The organism is Gilvibacter sp. SZ-19, from assembly GCF_002163875.1.
GTDB lineage: Bacteria > Bacteroidota > Bacteroidia > Flavobacteriales > Flavobacteriaceae > Gilvibacter.
In genome coordinates this window covers 2,328,752-2,355,264 of sequence record NZ_CP019333.1, presented here as the reverse complement: position 1 = coordinate 2,355,264, position 26,513 = coordinate 2,328,752, and the positions used below count along the sequence as shown (strand labels likewise).

Annotated in this window: 25 protein-coding genes; 13 read left to right on the top strand and 12 right to left on the bottom strand. The window is 44.2% G+C overall.

Annotation, left to right across the window (positions count from 1 at the left end; all coding sequences use genetic code 11):
- Positions 1 to 11 precede the first annotated feature (11 nt).
- Complete coding sequence (pepT, locus tag BTO09_RS11010; protein WP_087524831.1) at positions 12 to 1,247, top strand: peptidase T; 1,236 nt, start codon at positions 12 to 14, stop codon at positions 1,245 to 1,247.
- 13 nt (positions 1,248 to 1,260) lie between these two features.
- Positions 1,261 to 1,833 carry a hypothetical protein gene (locus BTO09_RS11005; RefSeq protein WP_087524830.1) on the top strand — a complete coding sequence of 191 codons (573 nt, stop codon included), beginning with the start codon at positions 1,261 to 1,263 and terminating at the stop codon, positions 1,831 to 1,833.
- A gap of 69 nt (positions 1,834 to 1,902) precedes the next feature.
- Here the strand turns inward: BTO09_RS11005 and yajC are convergent, their stop codons facing one another.
- From yajC to BTO09_RS10985, 4 genes are all read right to left on the bottom strand, one after another.
- A complete protein-coding gene (gene yajC, locus BTO09_RS11000) occupies positions 1,903 to 2,187 on the bottom strand; it encodes a preprotein translocase subunit YajC (protein WP_087524829.1) in 285 nt (94 codons plus the stop codon).
- Positions 2,188 to 2,190: 3 nt separating this feature from the next.
- The gene (locus BTO09_RS10995; RefSeq protein ID WP_087524828.1) at positions 2,191 to 2,694 is read right to left on the bottom strand and encodes a DUF1573 domain-containing protein; all 504 of its coding nucleotides are present in this window, start codon (positions 2,692 to 2,694) and stop codon (positions 2,191 to 2,193) included.
- Between the two features lie 52 nt (positions 2,695 to 2,746).
- Positions 2,747 to 3,691: a transcription antitermination protein NusB gene (locus BTO09_RS10990; protein ID WP_087524827.1), complete on the bottom strand. Its 945-nt coding sequence runs from the start codon at positions 3,689 to 3,691 to the stop codon at positions 2,747 to 2,749.
- A 75-nt stretch (positions 3,692 to 3,766) separates the two neighbouring features.
- Complete coding sequence (locus tag BTO09_RS10985) at positions 3,767 to 4,864, bottom strand: Glu/Leu/Phe/Val dehydrogenase (RefSeq protein WP_087524826.1); 1,098 nt, start codon at positions 4,862 to 4,864, stop codon at positions 3,767 to 3,769.
- Positions 4,865 to 4,983: 119 nt separating this feature from the next.
- On the opposite strand from BTO09_RS10985, the gene BTO09_RS10980 reads away from it, so the two are divergent.
- From BTO09_RS10980 to BTO09_RS10970, 3 genes are all read left to right on the top strand, one after another.
- A complete protein-coding gene (locus tag BTO09_RS10980) occupies positions 4,984 to 6,738 on the top strand; it encodes an ABC transporter ATP-binding protein (RefSeq protein ID WP_087524825.1) in 1,755 nt (584 codons plus the stop codon).
- Positions 6,739 to 6,802: 64 nt separating this feature from the next.
- The gene (locus BTO09_RS10975) at positions 6,803 to 7,189 is read left to right on the top strand and encodes a PUR family DNA/RNA-binding protein (protein WP_087524824.1); all 387 of its coding nucleotides are present in this window, start codon (positions 6,803 to 6,805) and stop codon (positions 7,187 to 7,189) included.
- Positions 7,190 to 7,301: 112 nt separating this feature from the next.
- Positions 7,302 to 9,818: a M14 family metallopeptidase gene (locus BTO09_RS10970; protein ID WP_087524823.1), complete on the top strand. Its 2,517-nt coding sequence runs from the start codon at positions 7,302 to 7,304 to the stop codon at positions 9,816 to 9,818.
- Positions 9,819 to 9,874: 56 nt separating this feature from the next.
- Here BTO09_RS10970 and BTO09_RS10965 read toward each other — a convergent pair whose 3' ends face one another.
- Complete coding sequence (locus tag BTO09_RS10965) at positions 9,875 to 10,204, bottom strand: tRNA-binding protein (protein ID WP_087524822.1); 330 nt, start codon at positions 10,202 to 10,204, stop codon at positions 9,875 to 9,877.
- 106 nt (positions 10,205 to 10,310) lie between these two features.
- Here BTO09_RS10965 and BTO09_RS10960 point away from each other — a divergent pair, with 106 nt between their 5' ends.
- Together BTO09_RS10960 and BTO09_RS10955 are read left to right on the top strand one after the other, a co-directional pair.
- On the top strand, positions 10,311 to 10,892 hold the full coding sequence (locus tag BTO09_RS10960; protein WP_087524821.1) for a thioredoxin family protein: 582 nt from the start codon (positions 10,311 to 10,313) through the stop codon (positions 10,890 to 10,892).
- 59 nt (positions 10,893 to 10,951) lie between these two features.
- A complete protein-coding gene (locus tag BTO09_RS10955; RefSeq protein ID WP_087524820.1) occupies positions 10,952 to 12,568 on the top strand; it encodes a SulP family inorganic anion transporter in 1,617 nt (538 codons plus the stop codon).
- Between the two features lie 30 nt (positions 12,569 to 12,598).
- Here the strand turns inward: BTO09_RS10955 and BTO09_RS10950 are convergent, their stop codons facing one another.
- Together BTO09_RS10950 and recQ are read right to left on the bottom strand one after the other, a co-directional pair.
- Positions 12,599 to 13,531, bottom strand: a complete 933-nt coding sequence (locus BTO09_RS10950; RefSeq protein ID WP_087524819.1) for a peptidylprolyl isomerase — start codon at positions 13,529 to 13,531, stop codon at positions 12,599 to 12,601.
- A 66-nt stretch (positions 13,532 to 13,597) separates the two neighbouring features.
- Positions 13,598 to 15,793 (bottom strand): DNA helicase RecQ, encoded by a 2,196-nt coding sequence (recQ, locus tag BTO09_RS10945; RefSeq protein ID WP_232454952.1) that lies wholly within the window; start codon positions 15,791 to 15,793, stop codon positions 13,598 to 13,600.
- 193 nt (positions 15,794 to 15,986) lie between these two features.
- On the opposite strand from recQ, the gene BTO09_RS10940 reads away from it, so the two are divergent.
- Genes BTO09_RS10940 through lptB form a run of 4 tightly spaced genes read left to right on the top strand, consistent with a single transcriptional unit; the run spans position 15,987 to position 18,906 of the window.
- The gene (locus tag BTO09_RS10940) at positions 15,987 to 16,949 is read left to right on the top strand and encodes an SIS domain-containing protein (protein ID WP_087524817.1); all 963 of its coding nucleotides are present in this window, start codon (positions 15,987 to 15,989) and stop codon (positions 16,947 to 16,949) included.
- Positions 16,949 to 17,782, top strand: coding sequence for a twin-arginine translocase subunit TatC (tatC, locus tag BTO09_RS10935; protein WP_087524816.1), 834 nt, complete (start codon positions 16,949 to 16,951; stop codon positions 17,780 to 17,782). Before BTO09_RS10940 ends, tatC begins: the two co-directional genes overlap by 1 nt.
- Positions 17,775 to 18,125 carry a carboxymuconolactone decarboxylase family protein gene (locus BTO09_RS10930; RefSeq protein ID WP_087524815.1) on the top strand — a complete coding sequence of 117 codons (351 nt, stop codon included), beginning with the start codon at positions 17,775 to 17,777 and terminating at the stop codon, positions 18,123 to 18,125. The genes tatC and BTO09_RS10930 overlap by 8 nt, the downstream gene beginning before the upstream one ends.
- Positions 18,126 to 18,165: 40 nt before the next feature.
- The gene (gene lptB, locus BTO09_RS10925) at positions 18,166 to 18,906 is read left to right on the top strand and encodes an LPS export ABC transporter ATP-binding protein (RefSeq protein WP_087524814.1); all 741 of its coding nucleotides are present in this window, start codon (positions 18,166 to 18,168) and stop codon (positions 18,904 to 18,906) included.
- On the opposite strand, the gene BTO09_RS10920 is transcribed toward lptB, so the two are convergent.
- Complete coding sequence (locus BTO09_RS10920) at positions 18,903 to 19,619, bottom strand: TerC family protein (protein ID WP_369826914.1); 717 nt, start codon at positions 19,617 to 19,619, stop codon at positions 18,903 to 18,905. The genes lptB and BTO09_RS10920 overlap by 4 nt on opposite strands.
- Positions 19,620 to 19,697: 78 nt before the next feature.
- Positions 19,698 to 20,459, bottom strand: a complete 762-nt coding sequence (locus BTO09_RS10915; RefSeq protein WP_087524813.1) for a phosphatidylcholine/phosphatidylserine synthase — start codon at positions 20,457 to 20,459, stop codon at positions 19,698 to 19,700.
- A 214-nt stretch (positions 20,460 to 20,673) separates the two neighbouring features.
- Between BTO09_RS10915 and BTO09_RS10910 the strand changes: the two genes are divergently transcribed.
- Together BTO09_RS10910 and BTO09_RS10905 are read left to right on the top strand one after the other, a co-directional pair.
- Positions 20,674 to 21,660 carry a PorV/PorQ family protein gene (locus tag BTO09_RS10910; RefSeq protein WP_157663541.1) on the top strand — a complete coding sequence of 329 codons (987 nt, stop codon included), beginning with the start codon at positions 20,674 to 20,676 and terminating at the stop codon, positions 21,658 to 21,660.
- Positions 21,661 to 21,663: 3 nt separating this feature from the next.
- Positions 21,664 to 22,854 (top strand): DUF4105 domain-containing protein, encoded by a 1,191-nt coding sequence (locus BTO09_RS10905; protein WP_087524811.1) that lies wholly within the window; start codon positions 21,664 to 21,666, stop codon positions 22,852 to 22,854.
- Here BTO09_RS10905 and BTO09_RS10900 read toward each other — a convergent pair.
- Genes BTO09_RS10900 through BTO09_RS10890 form a run of 3 tightly spaced genes read right to left on the bottom strand, consistent with a single transcriptional unit; the run spans position 22,822 to position 26,455 of the window.
- Positions 22,822 to 24,216, bottom strand: coding sequence for a sugar transferase (locus BTO09_RS10900; protein ID WP_087524810.1), 1,395 nt, complete (start codon positions 24,214 to 24,216; stop codon positions 22,822 to 22,824). The genes BTO09_RS10905 and BTO09_RS10900 overlap by 33 nt on opposite strands.
- Positions 24,217 to 24,249: 33 nt before the next feature.
- Entirely contained in the window at positions 24,250 to 25,266 is a 1,017-nt protein-coding gene (locus BTO09_RS10895; RefSeq protein WP_087524809.1) for a glycosyltransferase family 4 protein, read from the bottom strand.
- Entirely contained in the window at positions 25,214 to 26,455 is a 1,242-nt protein-coding gene (locus BTO09_RS10890; protein WP_232454951.1) for an O-antigen ligase, read from the bottom strand. The genes BTO09_RS10895 and BTO09_RS10890 overlap by 53 nt, the downstream gene beginning before the upstream one ends.
- Positions 26,456 to 26,513: the final 58 nt, after the last annotated feature.

Here is a 26,513-nt window from a genome sequence, read left to right as displayed (position 1 = left end):
AAAATTATTCCATGATAGACAGAAAACACCTCATTGATCGGTTTGTAGGCTATGTGACCACAGATACCGAATCTGACGCCAGCAGCCCAACGACACCCAGTACTGAGAAGCAATGGGACTTGGCCAACAAACTCTATGAAGAGCTAAAGGCCATTGGAATGACAGAGGTGACCATAGACGACAAGGCCTACGTAATGGCTACCTTGGAATCTAATATACAGCATAAAGTACCTACCATTGGCTTTGTAAGTCATTTCGATACTTCTCCGGACTTTACCGGTGCCAATGTGAAACCACAGATACACGAAAACTATAATGGTGGTGACATTGTCTTGAATGAGGAGAAACAGATCGTGCTTTCACCTAGTTATTTTGAGGACCTACTGCTCTACAAAGGCCAAACCCTTATCACTACAGACGGTACTACCCTTTTGGGTGCCGATGACAAAGCAGGGATCACCGAAATTGTCTCTGCCATGGAATACCTGATAAACAATCCGGAAATTCCACACGGTCGCATTCGCGTATGCTTTACTCCGGATGAGGAGATCGGGCGTGGAGCGCATCATTTCGATGTAGAGAAATTTGGGGCCGATTGGGCTTATACCATGGACGGCAGCCAGATCGGAGAATTGGAATATGAAAATTTCAATGCCGCTGGTGCGGTGGTTACTATAAAGGGTAAAATTGTACACCCGGGTTATGCCAAAGGCAAAATGATCAACAGTATGTATATCGCTACGGAGTTTATCAATGCGCTACCTGCCAATGAAACTCCAGAGACTACCGAAGGCCGTGAGGGCTTCTATCACCTTTACGATCAGCAAGGTAGCGTAGATGAAACCAAATTGCAGTACATAATAAGAGATCACGACCGTGAAAAATTCGAAGCGCGCAAAGCAACCTTTCAAGATATTGCTCGTCTATTGAATGAAAAGCACGGAGCCGGTACGGTAACTGTGACGCTTAAAGATCAGTACTACAATATGCGGGAAAAGATAGAACCCGTAATGCATATTGTAACACTGGCCGAGCAGGCTATGCAAGAGGCAGGCATCACGCCTATCATTAAGCCTATCAGAGGCGGTACCGATGGTTCTCAATTGAGTTTTATGGGCTTGCCCTGTCCGAACATCTTTGCGGGTGGTCACAACTTTCACGGCCGTTACGAATACGTACCGGTAGAGAGTATGGAAAAAGCCATAGAGGTCATTGTGAATATAGCTCGCAGGCTGGCCACTAATTAATTAATTTGCTATAATGAAAAAGAAATTGCTAACAGCCCTACTGGGCCTGTTCACTGCTGCCCTATGGGCACAAGACAATGAATCCACAACCCCTAAACCTATTGAAGAACGCAAGCACGAGCTTCGGTTAGACGCATTAGAAGCACTTGCCGTACCCAATATCGAATTCAGTTATGAATATGTGCTAAGTCGCTATTCAGGTGTGGGAACTTCTGTGAGTTTTAGTTTAAACGACGACTTTGACGAATATCAGGCCTGGGCCTTGACCCCTTTTTACCGCCAGTATTTCTTCAATAAAAAAGAATACGGTGCCCGCGGTTTCTTTGTAGAAGGACTTTTAAAATTTGCCGGAGGGACAGAAGAGAACTTCGATTATTTGGTCACTATAGATGGAAATACTACAGAGATCATAACCCAAGAGAACTGGTTCAATGCTGGTATAGGTGTGGCCATTGGACAAAAATGGGTAAGCAACAATGGCTTTGTCTTTGAGCTCAGTCTGGGTGGCGGCCGCTACCTTATTGACGACCAAGACGGCCCAGAAGGATTCTTAAGAGGAGGAATTTTAGTGGGCTACCGATTTTAAAAACACAAGGACCATAAAATAAAAAAGCCGTTCTGTTGAGAACGGCTTTTTTAATGCTGTAAAAGCGAATTATTTCTTCGCGGGCTCGTTTAAGCGTTTGCTCTTGTCCATAGAAATGGCAGCGCGATCGAACTTGATCTTGCCAGCTCCGGTTTCTATGATGCAGGTTCCGTCGTCATTGATATCTAGAACCTTGCCGTGCATTCCACTAATAGTTACCACGCGATCTCCCTTTTTCAACTCTTCGATGAACTTGCGTTCTTGTTTTTGTTTCTTACGCTGTGGCGCGATCAGAAATAAATAGAACACTGCAAAGAGCAGTAATAAGGGGATAAATTGTTGGAATCCTTCCATGGATTATTGTCCTGAAGAGTTAACTTGGATAGGAGAACCTGTTGCACCAGCTTTAGGTGTTACGAAAGCTTTGATCTTGATAAGCTCTTTCCCGTTACGAGTATTAGCAGTGATAGTCACTGTTTTGCTTACCTGATTCTGACCAGATCCGTTGAATTTTACTAGCATCTCTCCTTCTCCTCCTGGAGGGATAGACTCACGAGACCAAGTTGGAACAGTACATCCACAGCTTGATTTAGCGTCAACTACAACCAATGGAGCATTTCCAGTATTCTTGAACTTGAACAAGTGCTCTACGTTAGTTCCTTGGTCAATAGTTCCAAAATCGTGCTCTGTAGTCTCAAAAGTCATTACAGGGAACTTAGCTTCATCACCACTAGCGCTAGTGGCTGCTTCTGCATTTGCAGATACGTCTGCTGCTCCGTCTACTTTGTCAGCAGCGTTCTCTTTACAAGAAGTAAAGGCGAAAGCAACAAAGGCTGCCAATATTAATGCTGATTTTTTCATCTTTTTGGGTTTAATTTTTTTAAGAGTGGCTAAAATAACCAAATTTTCTATTCTATCTAAGCCCGCGTCCTATTTTGTTCAGGCTGTTATCGTCGCGGTATTGCTGAACTAATTTGTCTAGAATACCATTGATAAAAATACTGCTTTTCGGGGTAGAATACTCCTTGGCAATCTCTAAATATTCGTTAATTGTCACCTTAACCGGAATACTTGGAAAATGCAGAAATTCCGCGATTCCCATCTTGATCATGATCATATCCAGATCTGCAATGCGATCCTTGTCCCAATTTGGGGTCTTTCCAATGATGTCTTTGGTGTATTTCTCGTCGTGCAAAACCACTTTTCTAAAGAGCTCCACACCAAAGTCCAGATCTTCTTTGTTCTTAAAAGCCGGCGGGGTTAATTTACCGTCGCTTGGGTTGGGGCCCATTTGATTCAAGAGCTTGACGATCCCCGTATTCACTACTGGATAATCGTCTAACCAGGTCAGACGCTTGTCCTCGAAATAGTCGTAAAGCTTGTCGTTAGGCGCAACGATCTCTTTGTAAAGCTTAATAACGAACTCTTTATCGGTTTTGAAATCGCTGCTGGCATTGTCCATATACTCCTGGTAGAAATCCGCAGCCATCAACTCCTTATACAAAAGGCTGATGTATTCGTCATCGAGTTTCCAGAAGTCCAACTTACGCTCAGTGACCAAGGTGTTCAAGGCTGTGTTCTCTTTTAAGAGTAACAGCACTTTATTGTCAATAAAAGCAGTGTTGGGATTGAGGTCTTCTTGAGTGACCAAGTGTTTTTTCTTACGCTTTTCCAGCTGATCGGCCCCGTAGTCGCGCAGATTGACTAGCAAACTCAACATTACCAAGTGCAGGTCGCGCATTTGTTCCATGCTATACACTAGGAATTTTTCACTCTTTTTGAGCTCATCTATCTCGGCTTTGTCAAAAGCATAGATGGTTTGCAATACTTTGATACGAATATGTCTTCGGGTCAGCATGGGTAAGAACTTAATACAGGTATACTTAATTGTACCCTGCAAATGTAATAAAAAACGCTTCTGGTCTAAAGCGGATTAGCTATCCTTTTTTCTGGCATCGATACGCGCTTGAGCAATATCAAAGGCTGCCTGATGCGTAGTAATATCTTGTTGCTCTGCTTTTTCTAGGATCTCTAAGGTAGTGTTGTAGATATTCTCTGTCTTACGCATAATATCTGCCTTGCCGTAGTTTTCCAATTCCGCGTACACATTGATGATACCTCCAGCATTGATCAAGAAGTCCGGAGCGTAAACAATTCCGCGCTCGCGCAGGCGCTTACCGTGAATGTTCTCATCGGCTAGCTGATTGTTCGCTGCTCCAGCGATCACCGCCGCTTGTAACTGCTCAATGGTGTTGTCGTTAACGGTGGCTCCTAAAGCACAAGGTGCATAGATATCCATAGGCTCAGCATAAAGATTATCTCCACGATAGATCTCTGCTCCGTATTTGGCACTTACCTCTTGCAAACGCTCTTCGCTAATATCACTAAGGACAACCTTAGCTCCTTCGTTGGTCAAATGTTCAACCAAAGCCTCACCGACATTACCGATCCCCTGAACAAACACACGCTTGTCTTCTAGCATTTCTGAACCGTATCGGTATTTGGCGGCCGCCTTCATCCCCATAAATACACCATAAGCGGTAATTGGAGATGGGTTACCGGCTCCTCCTTTTACTTCGGAGATTCCGGTGACATAAGGAGTCACGGTGCGTACCAGATCCATATCTGAAGTAGCCATACCTACATCTTCTGCAGTAATGTATTTACCTCCTAAAGAGTGCACAAATTCACCAAAGCGCAACATAAGCTCTGGAGTCTTTTGTGTTTTGGCGTCACCTATGATAACCGCCTTACCACCACCTAGATTAAGGCCGGTAATCGCTGACTTATAGGTCATACCTCTTGAAAGACGCAATACGTCATTGAGCGCTTCCCATTCCGATTTATAAGACCACATTCGAGTACCTCCCAAAGCCGGTCCCATGACCGTATTGTGGATACCGATTATTGCTTTTAAACCTGTATCTTTGTCATTGCAAAAGACCACCTGTTCGTGGTTATCGAAAGAAAACTGACCAAAAACGGGGTCCATTTTTTTGAGGTCTTCAGTAGGTATGATTTCTGCCATCATAGAATATATAGGTTATGAATCCTTTAAAAAGGACGGGCAAAAGTAACGGTTAATTGAAATATTAACAACTAAATAGCGGCAGAAATAAGAATAATTTATTAACCATCCTTAAAAAAGGAATGAAGGAACTCAAGTATCTCAACAAGTTTTTTATCAAATATCGCGGCCGTTTAGCCCTTGGGCTTCTCATTACGGTAATTGCAAGAATCTTTTCCCTTTTCATTCCGATCTTTATCGGTAACATAATAGACACTGTGGATTCATTCGCATCTGCTTCTGAAGCCCAGATGGATTCGCTTTTGTCCGATATAAACACCAACATACTTGTAATACTAGGGGCTGCTTTATTGGCCGGGTTCTTCACCTTTATCATGCGACAGACCATTATTGTGGTTTCGCGCTTTATAGAATTCGACCTTAAAAATGAAGTTTTCCAGCAATACGAACGCTTGTCGCTAGCCTTTTACAAACAGAACCGCACCGGAGATTTGATGAGCCGAATCAGCGAAGATGTCTCTAAGGTGCGCATGTATGTGGGGCCTGCCCTTATGTACAGTGCCACCACGGTAACCACCTTTGTGGTGACCATCAGTTATATGATCTATACCGCGCCACTACTAACCTTGTACGCGGTAACGCCTTTGCCTATCTTATCGGTAGCTATCTACAAATTGAGCCGCGCTATTCACAAGCGCAGTACAGTTGTACAGGAGTATTTGGCCAAATTGACCACTTTTACCCAAGAATCCTTTAGCGGGATCTCGGTAATTAAAGCTTATGGCATTGAACCCCCAACCAACAGCAGTTTTGTGGAACTTGCAGAAGGGAGTAAAGACAAGAATATCGACTTGGTAAAGGTGCAAGCCTTGTTCTTTCCACTTATGATACTACTTATTGGGATAAGCAACACCCTGGTCATATATATAGGAGGGAAACAATACATAGACGGGCAGATCGATCTGGGAACCATAGTCGAGTTCTTGGTTTATGTGAATATGCTGACCTGGCCAGTGGCCATTGTGGGCTGGGTAACCTCTATGGTACAACAAGCAGAGGCCTCTCAGAAGCGTATTAACGAATTCCTTGGGCAAGAACCAGAGATCGTAAATCCAAGTGTTGAAGCAGTTAATCTTCAGGGAGCGATCCGTTTTGAAAATGTACACTTTACTTATCCAGACACCAATATCAAGGCCTTAAAAGGAATTAGTTTTCAGTTAGCGCCAGGTGAAAAACTCGCTATTCTTGGAAACACGGGCTCGGGGAAATCGACTGTACTTGAGTTGCTGGGCCGCCTTTACGATGTGGAAAAAGGTAGTATTACTGCGGATGGAATAGACCTGCGCGAGATCAATCTGGAAGCATTCAGACAACAAATGGGGTATGTCCCGCAAGACGCTTTCCTTTTTAGCGACACCTTGGCCAACAACATCAAATTTGGTAAGGAAGATGCCACCCAAGAAGAAATTGAACAGGCTGCTAAGATGGCTGTGGTTCACGACAATATTATCGATTTTAGCAAAGGCTATCAAACCATACTAGGAGAACGCGGTATTACCCTATCCGGAGGTCAAAAACAGCGCGTTTCTATTGCCCGAGCCTTGATCAAATCGCCTAAGTTGCTGCTTTTAGACGATTGCCTCTCCGCAGTAGACACCGAGACCGAAGAAGCCATTTTGAGCAATTTAGAGATCGCTACTCAAGATTGCACCACCCTTATTGTGAGCCATAGGGTCTCCTCCGCAAAGACTGCAGATCAGATCATAGTGTTAGATGACGGGCAGATTCTACAGCAGGGAACACATCAAGAATTACTCGCTCAAGAAGGCTATTACAAGGAGCTTTACCAAAAGCAATTGGCAGAAAAAGAAATATAGTTGCCGCGTTTGTTTGCTACGTTTTTTTTTTAGAGATTTGGCTAACGCAAAAACTAAACAAGACATGAGTGATCACATGCTGGAGAAAGAAGAAATTTACTCCAAGGTCTTAAGAGCTGGCCGCCGGACGTACTTCTTCGATGTTAGATCTACTAAAGCAGGAGACTATTACCTTACCATCACAGAGAGTAAAAAATTCACGAACGAAGACGGTTCTTTCCACTATAAAAAACACAAGATCTATCTCTATAAAGAAGATTTTGCCAGTTTTAGAGAGCACGTCAATGATATGATAGATTTCATCATCGCAGAGAAAGGTGAGGAAGTGATCAGCGAGCGTCATCAGAAAGATTATAAAAAGGAATTTCAGAACGGGCAACCAGAAACGGTAGCCGTAAGTTCAGAATCCAGTACGCAATCGTTCACAGACATCGATTTTGACGATATTTAAATCATAAAATTTCCCTAAATGAAAAACCGCTTGCACCCTTTGCCAGCGGTTTTTTTTATCTTTAAAGCTTAATGATTGACTTAAAGAATCAACCACAACACACCAACCAACCATGTTAAAATTCGCTTTAAGCCTCGCCGTATTTTTTTCAGTATCGGCCGGGATTGCACAAGATTACCACGTAGACCTGAATTATTACCTCCCTGGAAATGTTAGCTATAACCCAGATATTCCTACTCCTGAAAGTGTTATAGGACACCAGGTTGGCGATTGGCACATTACCCATGACAAGCTAGCCATGTATATGCAAGCTTTGGCTGCAGCCAGTGACCGCATGACCATCGAGTCGCGCGGCACCACGTTTGAAGGTCGCCCGATCTTACTGCTTACCGTAACTGCTCCAGAGAATCACGCACGTATCGATCAGATTCGCGCGGAGCATATGGCCCTAACAGACAACGGCAGCGGAGACACTTCGCAAATGCCGGTGATCTTGTATCAAGGCTTCTCCATTCACGGGAACGAACCTAGTGGATCTAACGCCTCTTTACTCTACGCTTACTATTTGGCTGCCGCTCAAGGACCAGCCTTAGAAGAAAAGCTCAAGAATACGGTGATCTTATTAGACCCTTCATTCAACCCAGACGGTTTACAACGTTTCGCTTATTGGGCTAATGTGCACAAAAGCATTAACATCAATCCGGATCCGAATGATCGCGAATACAGCGAAGTTTGGCCAGGAGGACGTACCAATCACTACTGGTTTGACATGAATCGCGACTGGTTGCCGGTACAATTGCCGGAATCTAGAGCACGCATTGCCAGCTTTCACAAATGGTATCCGAATGTACTGACAGACCACCACGAGATGGGAACCAACGCTACTTTTTTCTTCCAGCCAGGTATTCCGTCGCGTACGCACCCATTAACGCCACAGCGCAATCAAGACCTAACGGGAGAGATTGCGACCTATCATGTGAAAGCGCTAGATCAGATAGGGAGTTTGTATTATACCCAAGAGAGTTTTGATGATTTTTATTACGGTAAAGGATCGACCTTTCCAGATATTAATGGTGGAATCGGAATCTTGTTTGAACAGGCCTCTTCTCGTGGACATGCGCAAGAAAGTGTAAACGGTATTCTAACTTTCCCATTTACCATTAGAAACCAATTAACCGCTGCCTTGAGTACCCTAGAAGCCTCAGCTACTATGCGTACCAAACTCTTGGATTACCAAAAGCAGTTCTTTAGCGACGCCCGCTCTGAGGCTGCTAAAGGCGGAGCTTATATAGTTGGAGATGCCAAAGATGCCGCTCGTGTGTATCACTTTGCCGAGATCTTGGAACGTCATAAGATCGATTTCCACGAACTCAAAAGCGATGTGAATGTCGCTGGAAAATCGTACAAGAAAGGATACAGTTATATCATTCCTAAGAATCAAAAGAACCACAGACTCCTAAAAGCAATGTTCGATGTGCGAACCACTTTTAAAGACTCTTTGTTTTACGATATTTCTGCCTGGACCTTCCCGATGGCCTTCAACCTCAACTATAGCGACAAAGCCTCTTTAAGCGCTGCAGGGCCAAAAGTTGAAGACCTAAAACCCAAAGAGACCATTTTGACCAATACTGGGGGCTATGCCTATTTAATGGAATGGCATGAGTACTATGCTCCCAAGGCGCTGAATATGATCTTAGAAAAGGGTTTACGTGCCAAAGTAGGCATGAAGCCGTTCAGTCTAAACGGTAAGCAATACGACTACGGAACCATTATGATCCCAGCGCAGAATCAAAAACTAGACGCACGCGATCTGGCCAAGTTCCTCAACGATGTTGCCAGAGAGAGCCATATCGAGATCACTGGAGTTACCACAGGATACACAGAAGGGATCGATTTGGGGAGCAATCAGTTTAGAGCGATAGAGAAACAAGAGGTAGCCATCATTATTGGCGATGGGATGAACCCTTACGATGCAGGAGAGATCTGGCATTTATTCGACACGCGTTACGCCATGAAACTCACCAAAATAGATTCTAGAGATTTTGGCCGAGCTGATCTGAGCCGTTATACAGACATAATCGTTCCTAATTCTTGGGGCTCTGCCTTAGACAAATCCGACGCAGAAAAACTAGACAGTTGGATCCGCAGTGGTGGAACCCTAATTGCCTACAAGAATATGGGACGTTGGTTGGACAGAAACGAACTGATGAAGATAAAATTCAAATCGGCTCAAGACACTGCCACCAATATTAGCTTTGAACAACGCGGCGACTACTTTGGCGCACAGGTTATAGGAGGAGCGATCTTTGAGACCAAATTAGACCTCACCCACCCTATTGCTTTTGGATACACCAAAACCAGTATGCCGACCTTTAGAAACAGCACCTTGTTCATGGAGGCAGATCCGCAGAGCTACAACAACCCAGTACAATACACCGACAACCCGCTTTTAAGTGGATATATCTCGGAAGAGAACCTGGAGCAATTAGGCGGAACTTCTATGGTGAAGATACAGGGTAAGGGCCGCGGACAGATCATCTATTTTACCGACAACACCAATTTTAGAGCTTTTTGGTATGGCACCAATAAGTTGCTAATGAACGCTGTGTTCTTTGGAGATGAGATGTAAAAAAGCTTTAGCAAATCGTTTAAAAAGGGAAGTAGCAATACTTCCCTTTTTTTTATTTAAGCAATACGCAAACCGTTAGGCACTTCTTTGTTTGGTGACAAGAGTGTGACCGCCTTGCCGTCTACAGCTCCTAGCACTAAACATTGGCTCATGAATGGGCCAATTTGTTTTTCAGGGAAGTTCACCACAGCAACCACTTGCGCACCGAGTAGTTCCTCTTTATTATACTTGACAGTAATTTGGGCAGAACTTTTAAGGGTTCCTAGGGCACCAAAATCTATCCAGAGTTTATAGGCTGGGTTTCTAGCTTCCGGAAAGTTTTCGACTTTTACAACGGTTCCCACACGCATGTCTACTTTGGTAAAATCGTTCCAACTGAGGTCCATATGCTGTTGTATTTAAAGCACTAAAAATAGGCAATCTTACCGTATCTTTGTTGTAACGATGACTGCGGAGTCACGACAGATATCGTACACCAAAACTTTGAACTGCATGGCAAGAACTGAATCTAAAATGATCCCTTTGGGCACGGTAGCCCCTGACTTTTTTCTGGACGATGTAATGAGCACAGGTTTTAAAAGCTTGGACCAAGTAAAAGGTGATAAAGGAACGGTCATTATGTTCATATGCAACCACTGCCCTTTTGTAAAACACGTCAACGAAGAGTTGGTGCGTATTGCTAACGATTATACCGTACCTGGCTTTGGCTTTGCGGCTATTAGCAGTAACGATGTTGAAACCTATCCGCAAGACGGACCAGAAGAAATGTACGATACCGGACGCAGACACAAATACCCCTTCCCCTATCTTTACGACAAGACCCAAGAGGTGGCTATCGCCTACGGTGCAACTTGCACCCCCGATTTCTTTGTTTTCGATGCCGACCTAAAATTGGTGTACCGCGGACAATTAGACGATTCTCGCCCATCCAACGGTATTCCTGTAAACGGCCGTGATCTGCGCGAAGCTTTAGACAATATTCTAAATAATCATCCACAGCGCAAAGATCAAAAGCCGAGCATAGGCTGTAATATCAAATGGAAACCAGATTCTAAAGATCCCTTGGAGTTTTAGACCCATCCTTTCCGAGTTAACCTAATGATGTATATTTGCGGCTTTTTAGCAGAGAGCCCATGAAAACCTTATTACGCAACTTTACCCAAAACCCAAAGAACGACATACTATCTGGACTTACCGTGGCTTTAGCCTTGGTGCCAGAAGCGGTAGCTTTTGCCTTTGTTGCAGGTGTTGACCCCTTGGTTGGTCTCTACGGAGCCTTTATGATGGGACTCATCACTGCACTTTTTGGAGGGCGCCCGGGGATGATCTCTGGCGCAACTGGAGCCATGGCCGTGGTAATGGTACATTTGGTGAGCAAAGGGAATGAAGTAGGGCTAAGCTTAGACCAACCTGTAGAGCAACTAGGCCTACAATGGCTCTTTATCACCTTATTACTCGTGGGGCTGATCCAAATGAGTGCAGGATTCTTTCGATTGGGAAAATTTGTGCGCCTTATTCCACATCCGGTAATGCTAGGCTTTGTAAATGGCTTGGCCATTGTGATCTTCCTATCGCAGTTGGGGCTTTTTAAAACCAAGGTAAACGGCGAATTCCAGTGGCTCAGCGGAGGTCCATTATACCTCATGTTGGGCTTGGTAGCCCTAACCATGGGAATCATGTGGGGCTTGCCCAAACTCACTAAAAAAGTACCTGCTGCCCTGTTGGCAATTATTGTGGTTGCGGCCATAGCGATCTTTGGAGGTCTAGAAGTGAGCACGGTAGGATCCTTTATTCGTGAAGGAGGCGGCTCCGGATTAAAAGGCGGCTTGCCTACGTTCCAGTGGCAGCTCTTTGATATGTTCGCTACCCTAGACGGACATTGGCTCAGCACCATTGTTCCCACAGCTTTTATACTGGCAGCTATTGGCCTTATTGAATCTTTAATGACCCTAAACCTCATCGACGAACTGACAGAGACCAGAGGAAGCGGAAACCGCGAATGTGTGGCCCAAGGTGGGGCGAACTTCATTAACGGCTTATTTGGTGGTATGGGCGGTTGTGCTATGATCGGGCAGTCTATAATTAATATCAACTCTGGCGGACGCGGGCGCCTTTCCGGTATCATTGCAGCCGTAGCACTGCTTTGTTTTATCCTCTTCGGATCTGGCCTTATTGAACAGATTCCTATTGCAGCTTTAGTCGGTGTAATGTTTATGGTAGTTATCGGAACTTTTGCTTGGAGTAGCTTTAGAATATTACACAAGATACCGCTAGCAGATACTGTGGTCCTAATTGCTGTTTCTGCTATCACAGTTTGGAAAGATCTCGCTATTGCAGTGCTGTCTGGAGTAATTATCTCCGCGCTGGTATTTGCCTGGAAAAACGCCACCATGATCCGTGCGCGGAAACAGATCAAAGAAGACGGCACTAAGGTCTATGAGATCTGGGGACCTTTGTTCTTCGGATCGGTTCAGAACTTTAACGGCAAGTTCGATGTAAAGAACGACCCCACTCAAGTAGAGATCGATTTTATGGAATCTAAAGTAAGTGATCATTCGGGCATTGAAGCCTTAAGAGGAATAGCCAACCGCTATATACAACAAGGCAAGCAGGTAAAGCTCACTCATTTGAGCCCGGATTGTATTGCTTTACTGCTCAAAGCCAATCCGCGTTTTGAGACCATCATAGAGCGTTCTATAGACGATCCGCGTTATTACGTTGTCACCGATACGGTTGACCAAGAGATATAAAAAAAGCGGCCTTTTGCGCCGCTTTTCTTTTTATTTAACTTCCATGAGTTCTACATCGAAGACCAAGGTGGCATTCGGAGGAATCACACCTCCAGCGCCTCGGCTTCCATAGCCTAATTCAGAAGGGATGACCAAACGGGCTTTGTCTCCAACTTTTAAAAGTTGGATACCTTCGTCCCAACCTGGAATAACCTGTCCCATGCCTAATGGGAATTCGATCGGTGTTCCGCGGTTGTAAGAAGAATCGAAGACCATACCGTCTGCCAACATACCTTTGTAATGTACAGCGACTGTCTTACCCGCCTCAGCCTTGGCACCACTGCCCTCTTGAATGAGTTTGTAATACAACCCACTGTCTGTCTTATCGAAACCAGCCGTTAGATCTTTCATGGCTTGCTCGGCAGCGGCTTTGGCTGCAGCTTCGCGTTCTGCCTTTGCGCCGTTGAACAAACGGAAAGCTTCTACCGCATTCCAGCTCTTTGCGTCATCACCAACACGAACAATCTCGACTTTTTCCATAACATCGCCTTGAGCAATAGTGTCTACTACCTCTTGTCCTTCGGTTACTTTTCCAAAAACAGTGTGTTTGTTGTCTAACCAAGGAGTCTCCACATGGGTAATAAAGAATTGGCTCCCGTTAGTTCCTGGCCCAGCATTGGCCATAGAAAGAACTCCAGGCCCGTCGTGCTTAAGCTCTGGGTGGAATTCATCGTCAAAGTTATAACCAGGACCTCCGGAACCAGTTCCGTTAGGGTCACCACCTTGGATCATAAAGTCGTTGATCACACGGTGGAACTTTAGCCCATCGTAATACGGCTGACCTTGTGGCTTGGCGCCATTTTCTAGGTTTCCTTCTGCCAAGGCAACAAAGTTACCGACAGTACCCGGGGTTTTATCGTAAGTGAGTTGAACTAGGATTTCACCTTTAGTAGTGGTGAATTTAGCATAGATTCCGTCTTGCATATCTTAAAGTTTAAGGCTGCAAAGATAAGGCTTTAAATCTGCTTCTAAAGGGAGTTGGGTTACAAACTAGTTGGCCACTTCGCTGATGAACTTAATGCGGTACAAACGCAGTTCCTCGTCGTCGTAATCGCCGTCGAACTCTTCTATGGCAACGTCGATCTTATCTGTTTCGGCCTCTAAGAAATAGTCGTGGATCTCTTCCTGCTGATCCTCGTCCAAAATGTCTTCCAAGTAATAATCGATATTGAGTTTGGTACCACTAAAGACAATGGCTTCCATCTCTTTGATGAATTCTGGCATCTCTAAACCTTTGGCAGAAGCAATATCGTCCAGCGGAAGTTTGCGGTCTATACTTTGAATGATGTAGAGTTTTAAGGCGGAGTTGGTCCCGGTGGATTTCACTACAAAATCATCTGGACGTTCTATCTCGTTCTCTTCCACATAGCGCGCAATAAGTTGCACAAACGGGTCTCCGTACTTTTTCGCTTTGCCCTCTCCTACGCCATGTACATTAGAGAGTTCACTAATGGTTATGGGATACTTGAGCGCCATATCTTCTAAAGAAGGGTCTTGGAAGATCACAAAAGGTGGCAAGCCCAGTTTGGTTGCAACTTTTTTACGCTCGTCTTTTAGGAGTTTGAACAGATTCTTGTCACTGCCTTCTCCGTTGGATTTCTTGGCAACGGTAATGGAGCTATCGTCTTCATGATCGAACTTGTGATCTTCTGTCATCATGAAAGATTCTGGCTGCGCTATGAAAGCGGCTCCTTTTTCTGTAAGCTTAAGCACTCCGTAGGTCTCAATGTCCTTTCTGATATACCCAGCTACCAAAGATTGGCGTATTAGTGCCATCCAATAGGACTTGTCGTGCCCTTTACCTGAGCCGAAAAAGTCTTGCTGATCTGTTCTGTGTGACTTGATCAAGGCATTGACATCGCCAATCAGGACTTTGACCAGTTCTTTGGCCTTATACTGCTGATTGGTCTTATTCAGCACATCTAATAAACGGTGCAACTGCTCTTTAGCCTCGTGTTTCTTTTTAGGGTTGCGCACATTGTCGTCCATGTCGCCACCTTCTCCGGTAGCCACATCGAATTCTTCTCCGAAGTAATGCAACAAGAACTTGCGTCTAGACATACTGGTCTCTGCAAAGGCAACCATTTCTTGAAGCAAGGCATGACCTATTTCCTGTTCGGCCACAGGTTTGCCGCTCATGAATTTCTCAAGCTTCTCAATGTCTTTATACGAATAGAACGCCAAACAATGGCCTTCTCCACCATCGCGACCTGCACGACCAGTCTCCTGATAATAACTTTCTATACTTTTAGGAATGTCATTGTGGATCACAAAACGCACGTCGGGTTTGTCGATTCCCATTCCAAAGGCAATGGTAGCGACCACCACATCTGCATCTTCCATAAGGAACATATCCTGATGCTTTACCCGCGTCTTTGGGTCTAGACCTGCGTGATAGGGCACGGCGGCTATCCCGTTAACTTGCAGCGCCTGGGCCAGTTCTTCTACCCGTTTTCTGCTCAAGCAGTAAATAATACCGCTCTTGCCTTGATTTTGCTTTACAAAGCGAATAATATCCGCGTCTACATTCTTGGTCTTTGGACGCACTTCATAGAACAGATTAGGTCTGTTAAAGGAGGCCTTAAAGGTATTGGCTTGTTGGATCCCGAGATTCTTTAAGATATCTTCTTGCACCTTAGGAGTCGCAGTAGCGGTTAGGCCAATGATCGGTATGGAATCGCCTAGACGATTAATAATGTTGCGCAAATTGCGATACTCTGGTCTAAAGTCGTGTCCCCACTCACTGATACAATGCGCTTCGTCTATAGCCACAAAACTCACCGTTACCGAGCGGAGGAACTCAATGTTGTCTTCTTTTGCAAGCGATTCTGGGGCGACGTACAAGAGTTTGGTCACGCCATCGACTATGTCTTGCTTTACTTGTTTTACTTCGGATTTGTTAAGGGAGGAGTTCAGTACATGGGCAATGCCTTTGTTTTCAGAAATAGCCCGTAGCGCATCCACCTGATTTTTCATCAAGGCAATTAGGGGCGAGACCACAATTGCGGTTCCGTCTTTCATCAATGCTGGGAGCTGATAGCAAAGGGATTTACCACCACCCGTCGGCATGATCACAAAGGTGTTGTGGTCTGTTACCACACTTTTGATCACTTTTTCTTGAAGCCCCTTAAATTGGTTAAAACCAAAATACTTCTTGAGTGCAGCGTATAACTCAGAATCGTTCACTCTTTTCGCGTTTAATAAAATCTGCTTGTCGTTCAATACCGTCAGTCTGTTAAAATGTCGATACCAATCAGAAGAAAAATACATGAAACTCTCCTGCCGTTAACTCCCCAGAGGCATGAAAAATTATGTACTTTTGTATTTACAATATACTAATTTCTTTAGACCTCAGCAAGAGAATAATTCCCGAGTTTTAATGAATCGAGAGCAGATCATTGCCATTGCCAAACAAACCATAGATACAGAGAGTAAAGCCATAGCGCATCTGTCTAGTTTGGTAGACGATACCTTTGCCGCCGCCGTAGAATACATTTACAATTCGAACGGCCGCGTTGTGGTTACCGGAATAGGTAAAAGCGCCAATATTGCCACAAAAATAGTCGCAACCTTAAATTCTACTGGGACGCCGGCTATTTTTATGCATGCTGCAGACGCCATTCACGGCGATCTGGGAACCATTCAGCAAGAGGACACGGTGATCTGTATCTCCAAGAGCGGAAACACGCCGGAGATCAAAGTCTTGGTTCCGCTTATCAAAGCCTTAGGCAATAAGCTTATGGCTATTACTTCTAACAAGGAATCCTTTTTAGGTCAACAAGCGGATTATGTACTACACGCCTATGTGGAAAAAGAAGCTTGCCCAAATAATTTAGCACCGACAACCAGCACCACTGCCCAATTGGTCATAGGTGACGCTTTGGCGGTTTGCTTGTTGGAAATGCGTGGTTTTAAGGCTTCGGATTTTGCACGTTTTCATCCGGGGGGCTCTTTAGGGAAGCAACTCTATTTGCGCGTTCGCGACCTCACGGCTTTGAATGCCAAGCCACAAGTAAGCCCTCATACTCCAGTAAAGGAAGTTATCATAGAGATCTCTAAGAACATGCTTGGCGCTACTGCCGTAGTAAAGGACAATAAGATCGTGGGCATTATAACCGATGGAGATCTGCGTAGAATGCTTACCAAGGTAGACAACATCTCTGGTTTGGTTGCTTCGGATATTATGACTGCAGACCCTAAGACCATAGACCAAGACGATATGGCGGTGGCTGCCTACAGAAAATTAGACAAGCACGGAATCACTCAATTACTGGTAGAAGAAGCCGGTGAATACAGCGGTGTGGTTCATATTCACAATCTAACAAAAGAAGGAATCATTTAATGGCAGCAAGCGCAAACCCAGGGAAGGAAATGTCGTTTTTAGGCCATTTGGAAGAACTCCGTTGGCATTTGATACGTTGTACTATCGCTATAGTAGCAATGGGGATGATTGCCTTTTTGGCCAAATCCTTTGTATTTGACACCCTATTACTCGGCCCAAAAAGTGCCGACTTCCCTACCTATAGAATCCTTTGCCGCGTGGCAACATTTTTAGGCTTTGAAGACAGTTTTTGCTTTACGGAACTACCCTTTAGAATACAGAGTCGCAAGGTGGCCGGTCAATTCTCGGCCCACATCTGGACTTCTATCACAGCAGGTTTCATTGTAGCCTTCCCGTATGTGATCTACGAATTCTGGCGTTTTATAAGTCCAGGACTCCGCCCTAACGAGCGCAGAACTTCTCGTGGTTTTATTGTAATAGCATCGCTATTGTTCTTTACAGGTGTACTGTTCGGATACTATGTGGTAACTCCATTATCGATCAACTTTCTTGGGTCTTATCAGGTGAGTGAGCAGGTCTTTAACGATTTTGACCTTGACAGTTATATCGCCTTGGTCCGATCTGCCACTGTGGCAAGCGGACTGATCTTTGAGCTGCCGATAATCATTTACTTCTTAACCAAGATCGGCTTGGTAACGCCGGAGTTCTTAAGGAAGTACAGAAAATATTCGCTGGTATTGGTACTTATCTTATCAGCAATAATTACTCCACCAGATATTGCCAGTCAGATCGTAGTGGCTGTGCCAATCCTGGTACTTTATGAAATCAGTATTTATATCTCTAAAGCCGTAGTGAAAAAACAGGCCAAAAAGGCCAAAGCTGCCCATGGATAATATTGTAGACTCTTTTAACGACTATCGCGCCAAAATGAACGACAAGATCTTGGCCGATAACAATAAGATCGTAAAACGCATCTTTAATTTAGACACCAACGCCTTTCAAGAAGGCGCCTTGTCTAAAAAGACCAAAGAACTTTTAGGACTAGGAAACTCCTTAGTGCTCCGCTGTGACGACTGTGTGCGTTACCATTTGGAAGCCTGTTACGACCTAGGTCTTTCTAAAGAAGAGGTCGTAGAGGCCATGAGTGTTTCCTTGCTCATAGGTGGGACTATTGTGATCCCACACTTGCGTCGCGCCTATGAATATTGGGAGGCCCTCGAAGTTAAGAATAGTTAAACCCTTTGCCTCTCCGTAGATAATTAGCATATTTGTCCTTATGAAGCTCCGAGCAGAAAATCTGATGAAATCTTATAAAGGCCGCCAGGTCGTAAAAGGGATCACCGTAGAGGTGAACCAAGGAGAGATCGTTGGATTGCTGGGACCTAACGGAGCAGGAAAGACCACTTCATTTTACATGATCGTTGGGCTTGTAAAACCCAACAGCGGCAATATCTATTTAGAAGGGACAGAGATAACCAAGTTCCCCATGTACAAACGTGCACAGAACGGAATAGGTTATCTGGCGCAGGAAGAATCTGTTTTTAGAAAGCTCAGCATAGAAGACAATATCTTGAGTGTACTTCAGCTAACCAAGCTCTCCAAAAAAGAGCAACGCGCTAAAATGGAATCGCTAATCGAGGAATTTGGCTTAGGACACATTCGCAAGAACCGTGGCGACCTACTCTCTGGTGGTGAGCGCCGTAGAACGGAGATCGCCAGAGCTTTGGCAACAGATCCGCACTTTATTCTACTCGACGAGCCATTCGCAGGGGTTGATCCTGTGGCGGTGGAGGACATTCAACGTATTGTGGCCCGCTTGAAAGACAAGAATATTGGTATCCTAATAACCGACCACAACGTACAAGAGACCTTAGCTATTACGGACCGCACCTATTTGATGTTCGAAGGAAGTATCTTAAAACACGGTATTCCAGAGGAACTCGCTGCAGATGAGATGGTGCGTAAGGTATACTTAGGTCAGAACTTTGAACTCCGTAAAAAGAAGCTGAATTTCTAAGCTTCTTCTTCTCGTTTTCTTGCTTCGGATTCTTTAATGGCTATTAGTTTCTTCTGATAGCGACTCTGTACAATATCTACCACCACCAAAACCACAATTACAAAATAGAAGGTGGTCTTTGACATGGGCGTAATAGGGTTATCAAACAGGGTGAGGTGCGCAATATGTCCGCCTTCTGTGAGTAGCATGATCCCAACGATAAACAAGATAAAGAGTCCCAGTACTTCGTACATGCGATTGCGTTCTAAGAATTGAGCCACTCTATCGGCCAACCAGATCATTAATAGTCCCCCCATAACAATGGCAGTTGCCATAACCCAGAAGACATCGGTAAGCGCCATGGCACTCAGAATAGAATCGAAGGAGAATACCAGATTCATCACAATAATGGCGGCTATAACTTTGGCTACAGATTTCTTTTTAGCGCCCTCTACTTGTTGCTCCACGTGAGGCACTCCCACCATATGCCAGATCTCTTTCATGGCCGTGTAGATAATGAACACGCCTCCGGCAAGAACGATAAGACTGTGTAAATTAAAGCTGCCTGTAGCCACACCCTCGAACGGTAATTCAAACCAAGGTTTTTGGAAATAATCGATCACAGAGATCAAAAAGAACAAGAGTCCAATACGCAATACGATAGCCATTAGTATACCGACCTTGCGGACATAGGCTTGTTTCTCTTTGGGAGCGTTCTTAGATTCTAAAGAGATACAGTAAGTTGTCGAAACCGAGAACGATCTGCAGCATCAATAGCATAAACAGCGTAATGATATTCTCTGCCATGATATTTAGTTAGTTGTTAGATTTTTAAGGATAGACACTAGGATGTATCCTATGATAATAAAGGGAATCGCAATAAGCTTAAATACCAGCAAGCCAACGAGACTCGCTAATAAAAAAGCATAGATATGCCCATTTTCTTTAATCCCAAAGGACTTAAACTTAAGTGCGAACAGCCGTATTTCTGCATGCATTAGCAGGCTGAAAACCACAGTGATTCCAACAAGAACCCATGAATTGGTCAACAATTCATAGGCCCAGGCTGGGCTAAAATCTTCGGTGATCAATAAAAGGCTTGCAATAAAAATGGCATTGGCCGGTGTTGGCAAGCCAATAAAGCCGGAGGTTTGTCTGTCGTCTACGTTAAACTTAGCCAAGCGGTAGGCAGCAGAGATCACAATAAGTAATCCAATTACGGGTAACCAACTTGGAAATAAAGCCTCTGGTATCAAGGGGTTTTTCTCCACCATTAAGGCATCTAAATAAGTACCTATGGTTCCATCCCACTCCGCATTGATCAATAGATGAACCATTATAAGGCTAGGAACCAACCCACTTGTAATGACATCTGCTAAAGAATCCAGCTGAACTCCCACCTCACTAGTGACTTTAAGTGCACGAGCTGCAAGGCCGTCGAAAAAGTCGAAAAAGATCCCTAGAAACATAAAGAAAACTGCTCCTAAAGGCTGCCCAATAATTATGAACACGGCTGCGATACATCCGCAACATAAATTCAAAGAAGTAAAAAGGTGTGGGATGTATTTCCGCATGAGTAATTGACAATTGATTGTAAAAATAATAAAGTATTTTTGTCTGCAGACGGACCCAAAACAATAACACGGGCTTTTTGCAGTTTTAATAGGCAAAACGGCGTCGGATCCAGACCGAAAAAAATTACGCTTGAAAAAGAAGTTATTACTCGTACTGCTGGCAGTTAGCCTTGGGTTGCACGCCCAAACGACCAGAAAGTATTCCAATGAATTTATGAATATTGGCGTAGATGCCGCAGCTTTTGGTATGGCCAATGCAGTAACTGCATCCACGGCCAACGTAAATTCGGGTTATTGGAATCCGGCTGGGTTAGTACAATTAGAGGACAATCAGCTCGCGTTGATGCACGCCTCTTACTTTGCCAATATTGCCAATTACGACTACGCCGGTTTTGCCATGCCTTTGGACAAACAATCTGCCGTTGCACTTTCTGTTATTCGATTTGGAGTAGATGATATTTTGAACACCACCCAACTTATAGACGAGCAAGGCAATATCGATTACAACAGGATATCGCTGTTTTCTACTGCGGATTATGGAATTACCTTCTCCTATGCTAGGGCTCTGCCCTTGGACGGTCTTAACATTGGTGTCAATGCTAAGGTGATCCGGAGGGTGATCGGAGATTTTGCCAATTCCTGGGGTTTTGGACTAGATGCAGGAATTCAATTTGAATCCAAATCCAACTGGAAGTTCGGAGTCATGGCTCGAGACATCACCACGACCTTTAATGCTTGGACCATAGACGAAGATCAATTCGCCACCATTCGCGATGCGGTAGAAGGGCAAAATCAGGAATTGCCAGAAACCACAGAACTTACCTTGCCAAAGCTCAATATTGGTGTAGCGAAGAAGTTTATTTTCAATTACGATTATTCGCTTTTGGCAGCTGTAGATCTCAACATGCGATTTGCCGAAACCAACGATATCATTTCTAGCTCATTTGCGAGTATAACTCCAGCGGTAGGATTAGAATTTGGATATATAGACCTGATCTTTGTTAGAGCCGGAGCAGGTAATTTCCAGAACATTCAGCAGCTAGACGGAAGCGATAATGTAGGATTTCAACCCAATATTGGTGTTGGCTTCAAATACAAGGGTATTCAATTGGATTATGCCCTGACCGATATTGGCGACCAAAGTGCTGCCCTTTACTCGAACGTATTTTCGTTAACCATAGATTGGAGTTTATTCAGATAGCCTATGCGGAAACTTCTACTTCTTTTTATTCTGATCTTTTGCAAACCTAGTTTCGCGCAGCAAATACCACTTTCTGATGCTGCGGAGATCTCTGTACTGACCATGGGTCCGGGCAAGGACCTTTACGATTCCTTTGGACATACCGCCATTCGATTAGAAGATAAAGTTCGAGGTATAGACGTTACCTACAACTATGGGGTTTACGATTTTAACGACCCTAATTTCTACGCCAAATTTGCTAAAGGACAGATGCGCTATGTGCTAGATCGGCGTAGAACGGAAGGGTTCTTAAGAAATTATATCGAAGCCAACCGCTGGATAAAAGAGCAGGTCTTGGCCTTGACTCCACAGGAAAAACAAGCGATGTTCAACTTTTTGGAGAACAATCTAAAACCGGAGAATCGCGCTTATAATTACGATTTCTTTTACGATAACTGCGCTACAAAGATCCCGCAGATACTTCAAGATATCGTCCCTGAAATGACCATTGATTCGAGTTTCGTAGACGCACCAAAGACCTTTAGAACACTAATTCAGCAGAATGTTCATTGGAACACTTGGGGAAGCTTTGGTATGGATCTGGGCATAGGTTCTGTGGTAGATCGAGTAGCTCCTGTTAAGGATCATATGTTCTTACCGGAATACGTCTTTAAGGCCTTAGAAGTTAGCAGCCGTGATGGAGCCCCTATGGTCGCAGAAACAAAGACCTTGTTCGAGAATGAGCCAGAGGAGTCAAAACGCAATTTCTTTAGCAGCCCGCTGTTCGCCTTTCTGATTCTAGGACTTCTTATTTTATGGATTACCTATCGCGATTCCAAGAATGAAAGCCGCAGCCGCATCTTTGATGCCGTTCTGCAAGTATTTCTCGGTTTGGTAGGAGTTATCTTTTTACTCCTATGGTTTGCTACAGACCACTACACTACCGCTTACAATTATAACCTGCTTTGGGCATTTCCACTGAATATACTCTTGGCGTTTCAGCTGGGCAAAAAGCATCCTAAGCGTTGGGTGAAAGGCTATTTGAAATTTTTACTGCTGATGTTGGTGCTGATGTGTATGCACTGGTTGGTCGGGGTTCAAGTATTTCCAAAAGCTTTGATACCTTTCTTGATCGCTTTGGCCTTGCGTTATTTGTATCTCACAAAAGCTGTAGAACGCGACCTATTGCCCGCGGTAGAAGATGATGGTGCTTAGCGTCTTGATGACAATACTGATATCTAAGAACAGGCTTCTGCGTTTTATATAATACAGGTCATATTGTAGTTTTTCCAAAGCATCTGCATGCGATGCCCCGTACTTTGCATTTACCTGAGCCCAGCCGGTAACTCCGGGTTTAACTATGTGGCGAATCTCGTAAAACGGAATGATCTCTGAGAGTTCCTCGACAAACACTGGTCGCTCCGGCCTCGGACCTATTACACTCATATCGCCTTTGATCACGTTTAAAAACTGTGGGATCTCATCAAAACGTGTCTTGCGCAAGAAATTTCCAAAGCGCGTTATGCGAGCATCTTTAGCCGTAGCGTATTGAGCGCCGTGTTTTTCGGCATCGACTACCATGGTGCGGAGTTTAATGATCCTGAAAGGTTTTCCGTTTCTTCCGACCCGCTCTTGCGAATAGAAGAATGGTCCACGATTCCCAATGAGATTCCCGATAATGATAAGCGGTGAGATCAATACCCCAAAGAGTAAGCCAATGGTAGAGAAAAGCAGATCTAATACACGGTGAAAGAACAAGTATAATTTGTTCTGGTTACTTCTGCTAAATGGAAAATATCTGTAAAAATCCTTGTCTACATGCTGTACCGGAACTCGTTTAGAAAGCTCTTCGTAAACTTGGGTGTACTCTCGGATAGGGAAACCGCTTTCTAGGAGCTCTATAAGTTCGTTATAAATACCTCTTTTGATCCCTTTAGCTTGCGGAGTACAAACCACGATCTCTGAGATGAAATGATCGGTAACGGCTTGTTTTAGATCTTTTCCCTGAAACTCCTCCAAACTACCAATTTCTAGTGGTTTGTAAGCCTTAGTGTCTGTATTGACAAAACCGATCACCTTGTAATTCGGATCTACTTTATGTAGCACAGAAGCTACCACTTCTACCTCCGAAGCATCGCTAACAAGTAGCACGCGCTTAAAAAACCGAGGCGTAGCAATCAAGGAGATATAGGCATAACGCCAAAGGAACAAAGCAATGTTGATAGCCAAATAAAAATAAACGATCTGGATACGATTCTCTGGCAGCTCCGGAGAAAAGAAAGGCGTTAATAAATAGAACAAAACCGTGACCGAAGAGGTCAGAATTATATTCTTGACCACCACCTCGAAATTACTGGCTTTCTGAAGGTCGTACAATTCAAAGATGGTCGCAAAAACAGTAAGATAGATTGCCAAGACTATAGACCAAAACCAATGCTCCGAATTGATGATAAAATAGTCGAAGTCGAAGACCAGTCCAACCCCGTAGAGCAAAGCCAAAACACAGAGTATATCAAGAATACGCAAGAGAACCTTACGTTCGGAAATATCAAAGTGAATGTTGGATTTTTTGGTCATGTTAGGGGGTCAATGCGCGATAAAAATAAGAATCTAATTTAAAACGGACTTCCAGGCCGCAACTATAATTGGCCAATCATTAGTTGCTGCCCTTGCCATAGCATTATTTCTTAGTCGCTGCCCAAGTGCATCAGAAGCGAGAATTTTCTTTATCGCTGCAGCCATTGCTTGGCTGTCATTTGAAGGCACTAATAATCCGTCTTCGCCCTCGGTGACCATGTACCGCATCCCTCCCACCTCAGTAGATACCACCGCTAAGCCCATGGCTTGAGCTTCTAGAACAGAAAGTGGTTGATTATCTGCAGTACTGGTATTGAGAAAGATTCCTGCTTGAGTTCCGATTGCTCGCCATTGCTCCTGGTCGATGCGGTCATAAAAAGTCACGTCAACACCTAATTCCTCGGCCAGCCTCTTGCAAGAATTTCGTGTGGCGTTATCTCCAGGGCCTGCCATAATGAGCTCAGCCTCAGGAAACTCTTTGACAAGTTCGGCAAAGGCTTTAATGGCCATTTGCGGGTTATACAAGGGTAAAAATGCACGTAGCCAAACCATACGAGCACTATTCCGATTTGCTGCGGAGTTACTGTAGGCCGAAATATCAATGGCATTGGGAATGACTTTTACATTTTCAATTCCTGCTGCTCTGAACTGCTCTGCTAAATAGGTCGAAGGACAGATCACAAGCTTGGCCCCTTGACAGTAGCGCGCAATGGTCTTGGGGTTGTTCTGCAAGCGCTTGGGAAGGTTTCCGCCGTGCATAATAGGAATATACGAAAGCCCTAAGCGTCTTGCCCACCAGCCAATAATAATTGCATAGTAAAAATTTAAAGTGCTGTAAGTGTCGATAAGGACATAATCGACCTGCTTGCTACGCTTTAGCAAGGTAGTCCACATGTCCAAGAAGCGCAGGAATTTGTTGTTTTTAGAGGAACTCGCCCACACCTTATACCCCTCTTGTTCCAGACGGTCTATTAGCCGGAGAGAATAAGTAGGATTCTTATCCGAGCTGCGCAGGTGATTGCCTATGTAGACGAGGTTTCTTTTTTTCATTCAATACAAATAATAGCGACAAGCCATATATAAAGGCAGGTGCCGCGAGTCTCATGGACGAGTGGTTTATGGTTAGAAACCAAAAGATAAATAAGGCTATCAGGTAAGGATTATGCCGTTGCCTGAACCAATAGAACAATGGAGTTAGAAAAAGAAGCATAAGTGCTGCCAGACCCAATACGCCGTGTTCCGAAAGCAGTCGACTCACCTCGTTGTGAGTAGCCGCTAGAGTTCCCGATTGTTCAAAGCGATATTCCTTGATCTTTCCCACACCAATACCCGTGAGGGGTTTCTCGTAAAATGCTTCTAGTTCACTACTGATAAGATCTGATCGCCCTGTTGTGATGTCTCGTTTTAATCGCCCGGCCGCATCGCGATTGGTATATCGGTAATCGATCAACCCTGTAGTTTGAATGGATGTAAATAGCCATGTCAGCATCAATCCAAATACAATGATTCCAACCTTTGGTAATAATCGCGCTCTATTCCTTGAGTTTGATGTCACGTACAGAAAAATCAAAAAGAATACTGCACAGGCTCCGGCCGTTATTACTCCTCCTCTAGAAAAGGTAACAATAGCCCTGTAACTCATAAAAAAGAGGATGACCAAATCAATAATATTTACCAATCGATCTCGGATGGTAAAAAGTCGTGTAATGAGAATGAACATCCCTAAACCAAGAATGGTCGCCACCTGATTTGGACCAAATCCACCGGAGGTCTGAAAATTGGACTCCGTTCCATTGAGCGCATCTCTAATATTTGGCGTATACAAAAACAAATAAACCATAGTCGTAACTATGGGCAGCAGCATGACCAAGAATATTCGTCTTAGCTCTTCTGCGCTCACTCTTCTGTAATACATATATATAGCAGCAATCCCCAAACAAAAAGGCCCGCTTAAATTGAATATAATGGCCGTTCTAAAATTGGACTCATAATTCAAATTAATGGCGGAGAACAAAATACCTGGAACTAAAATGAAGAGGTACACCCAATAAGGAATTGACCTCAGCGAAGTGCCGCGATAAAACATACCCACCAACAAAAAAAAGATAACAGCGTACTTTCCGGTTTCGTAGAACAAGGCTCCTCCTGTCATACGAAAAAACACTTCTGCTCCGGTAAAATAAGCAGCAGCATAAAGGACTTCATTATTTCTATTGCCCTTTGCCAATATGTAGATCATAAAAATTGCAAAGCTACCAAGCAGGTAAATCACAGAACTCGGCCGAATTAAATATACC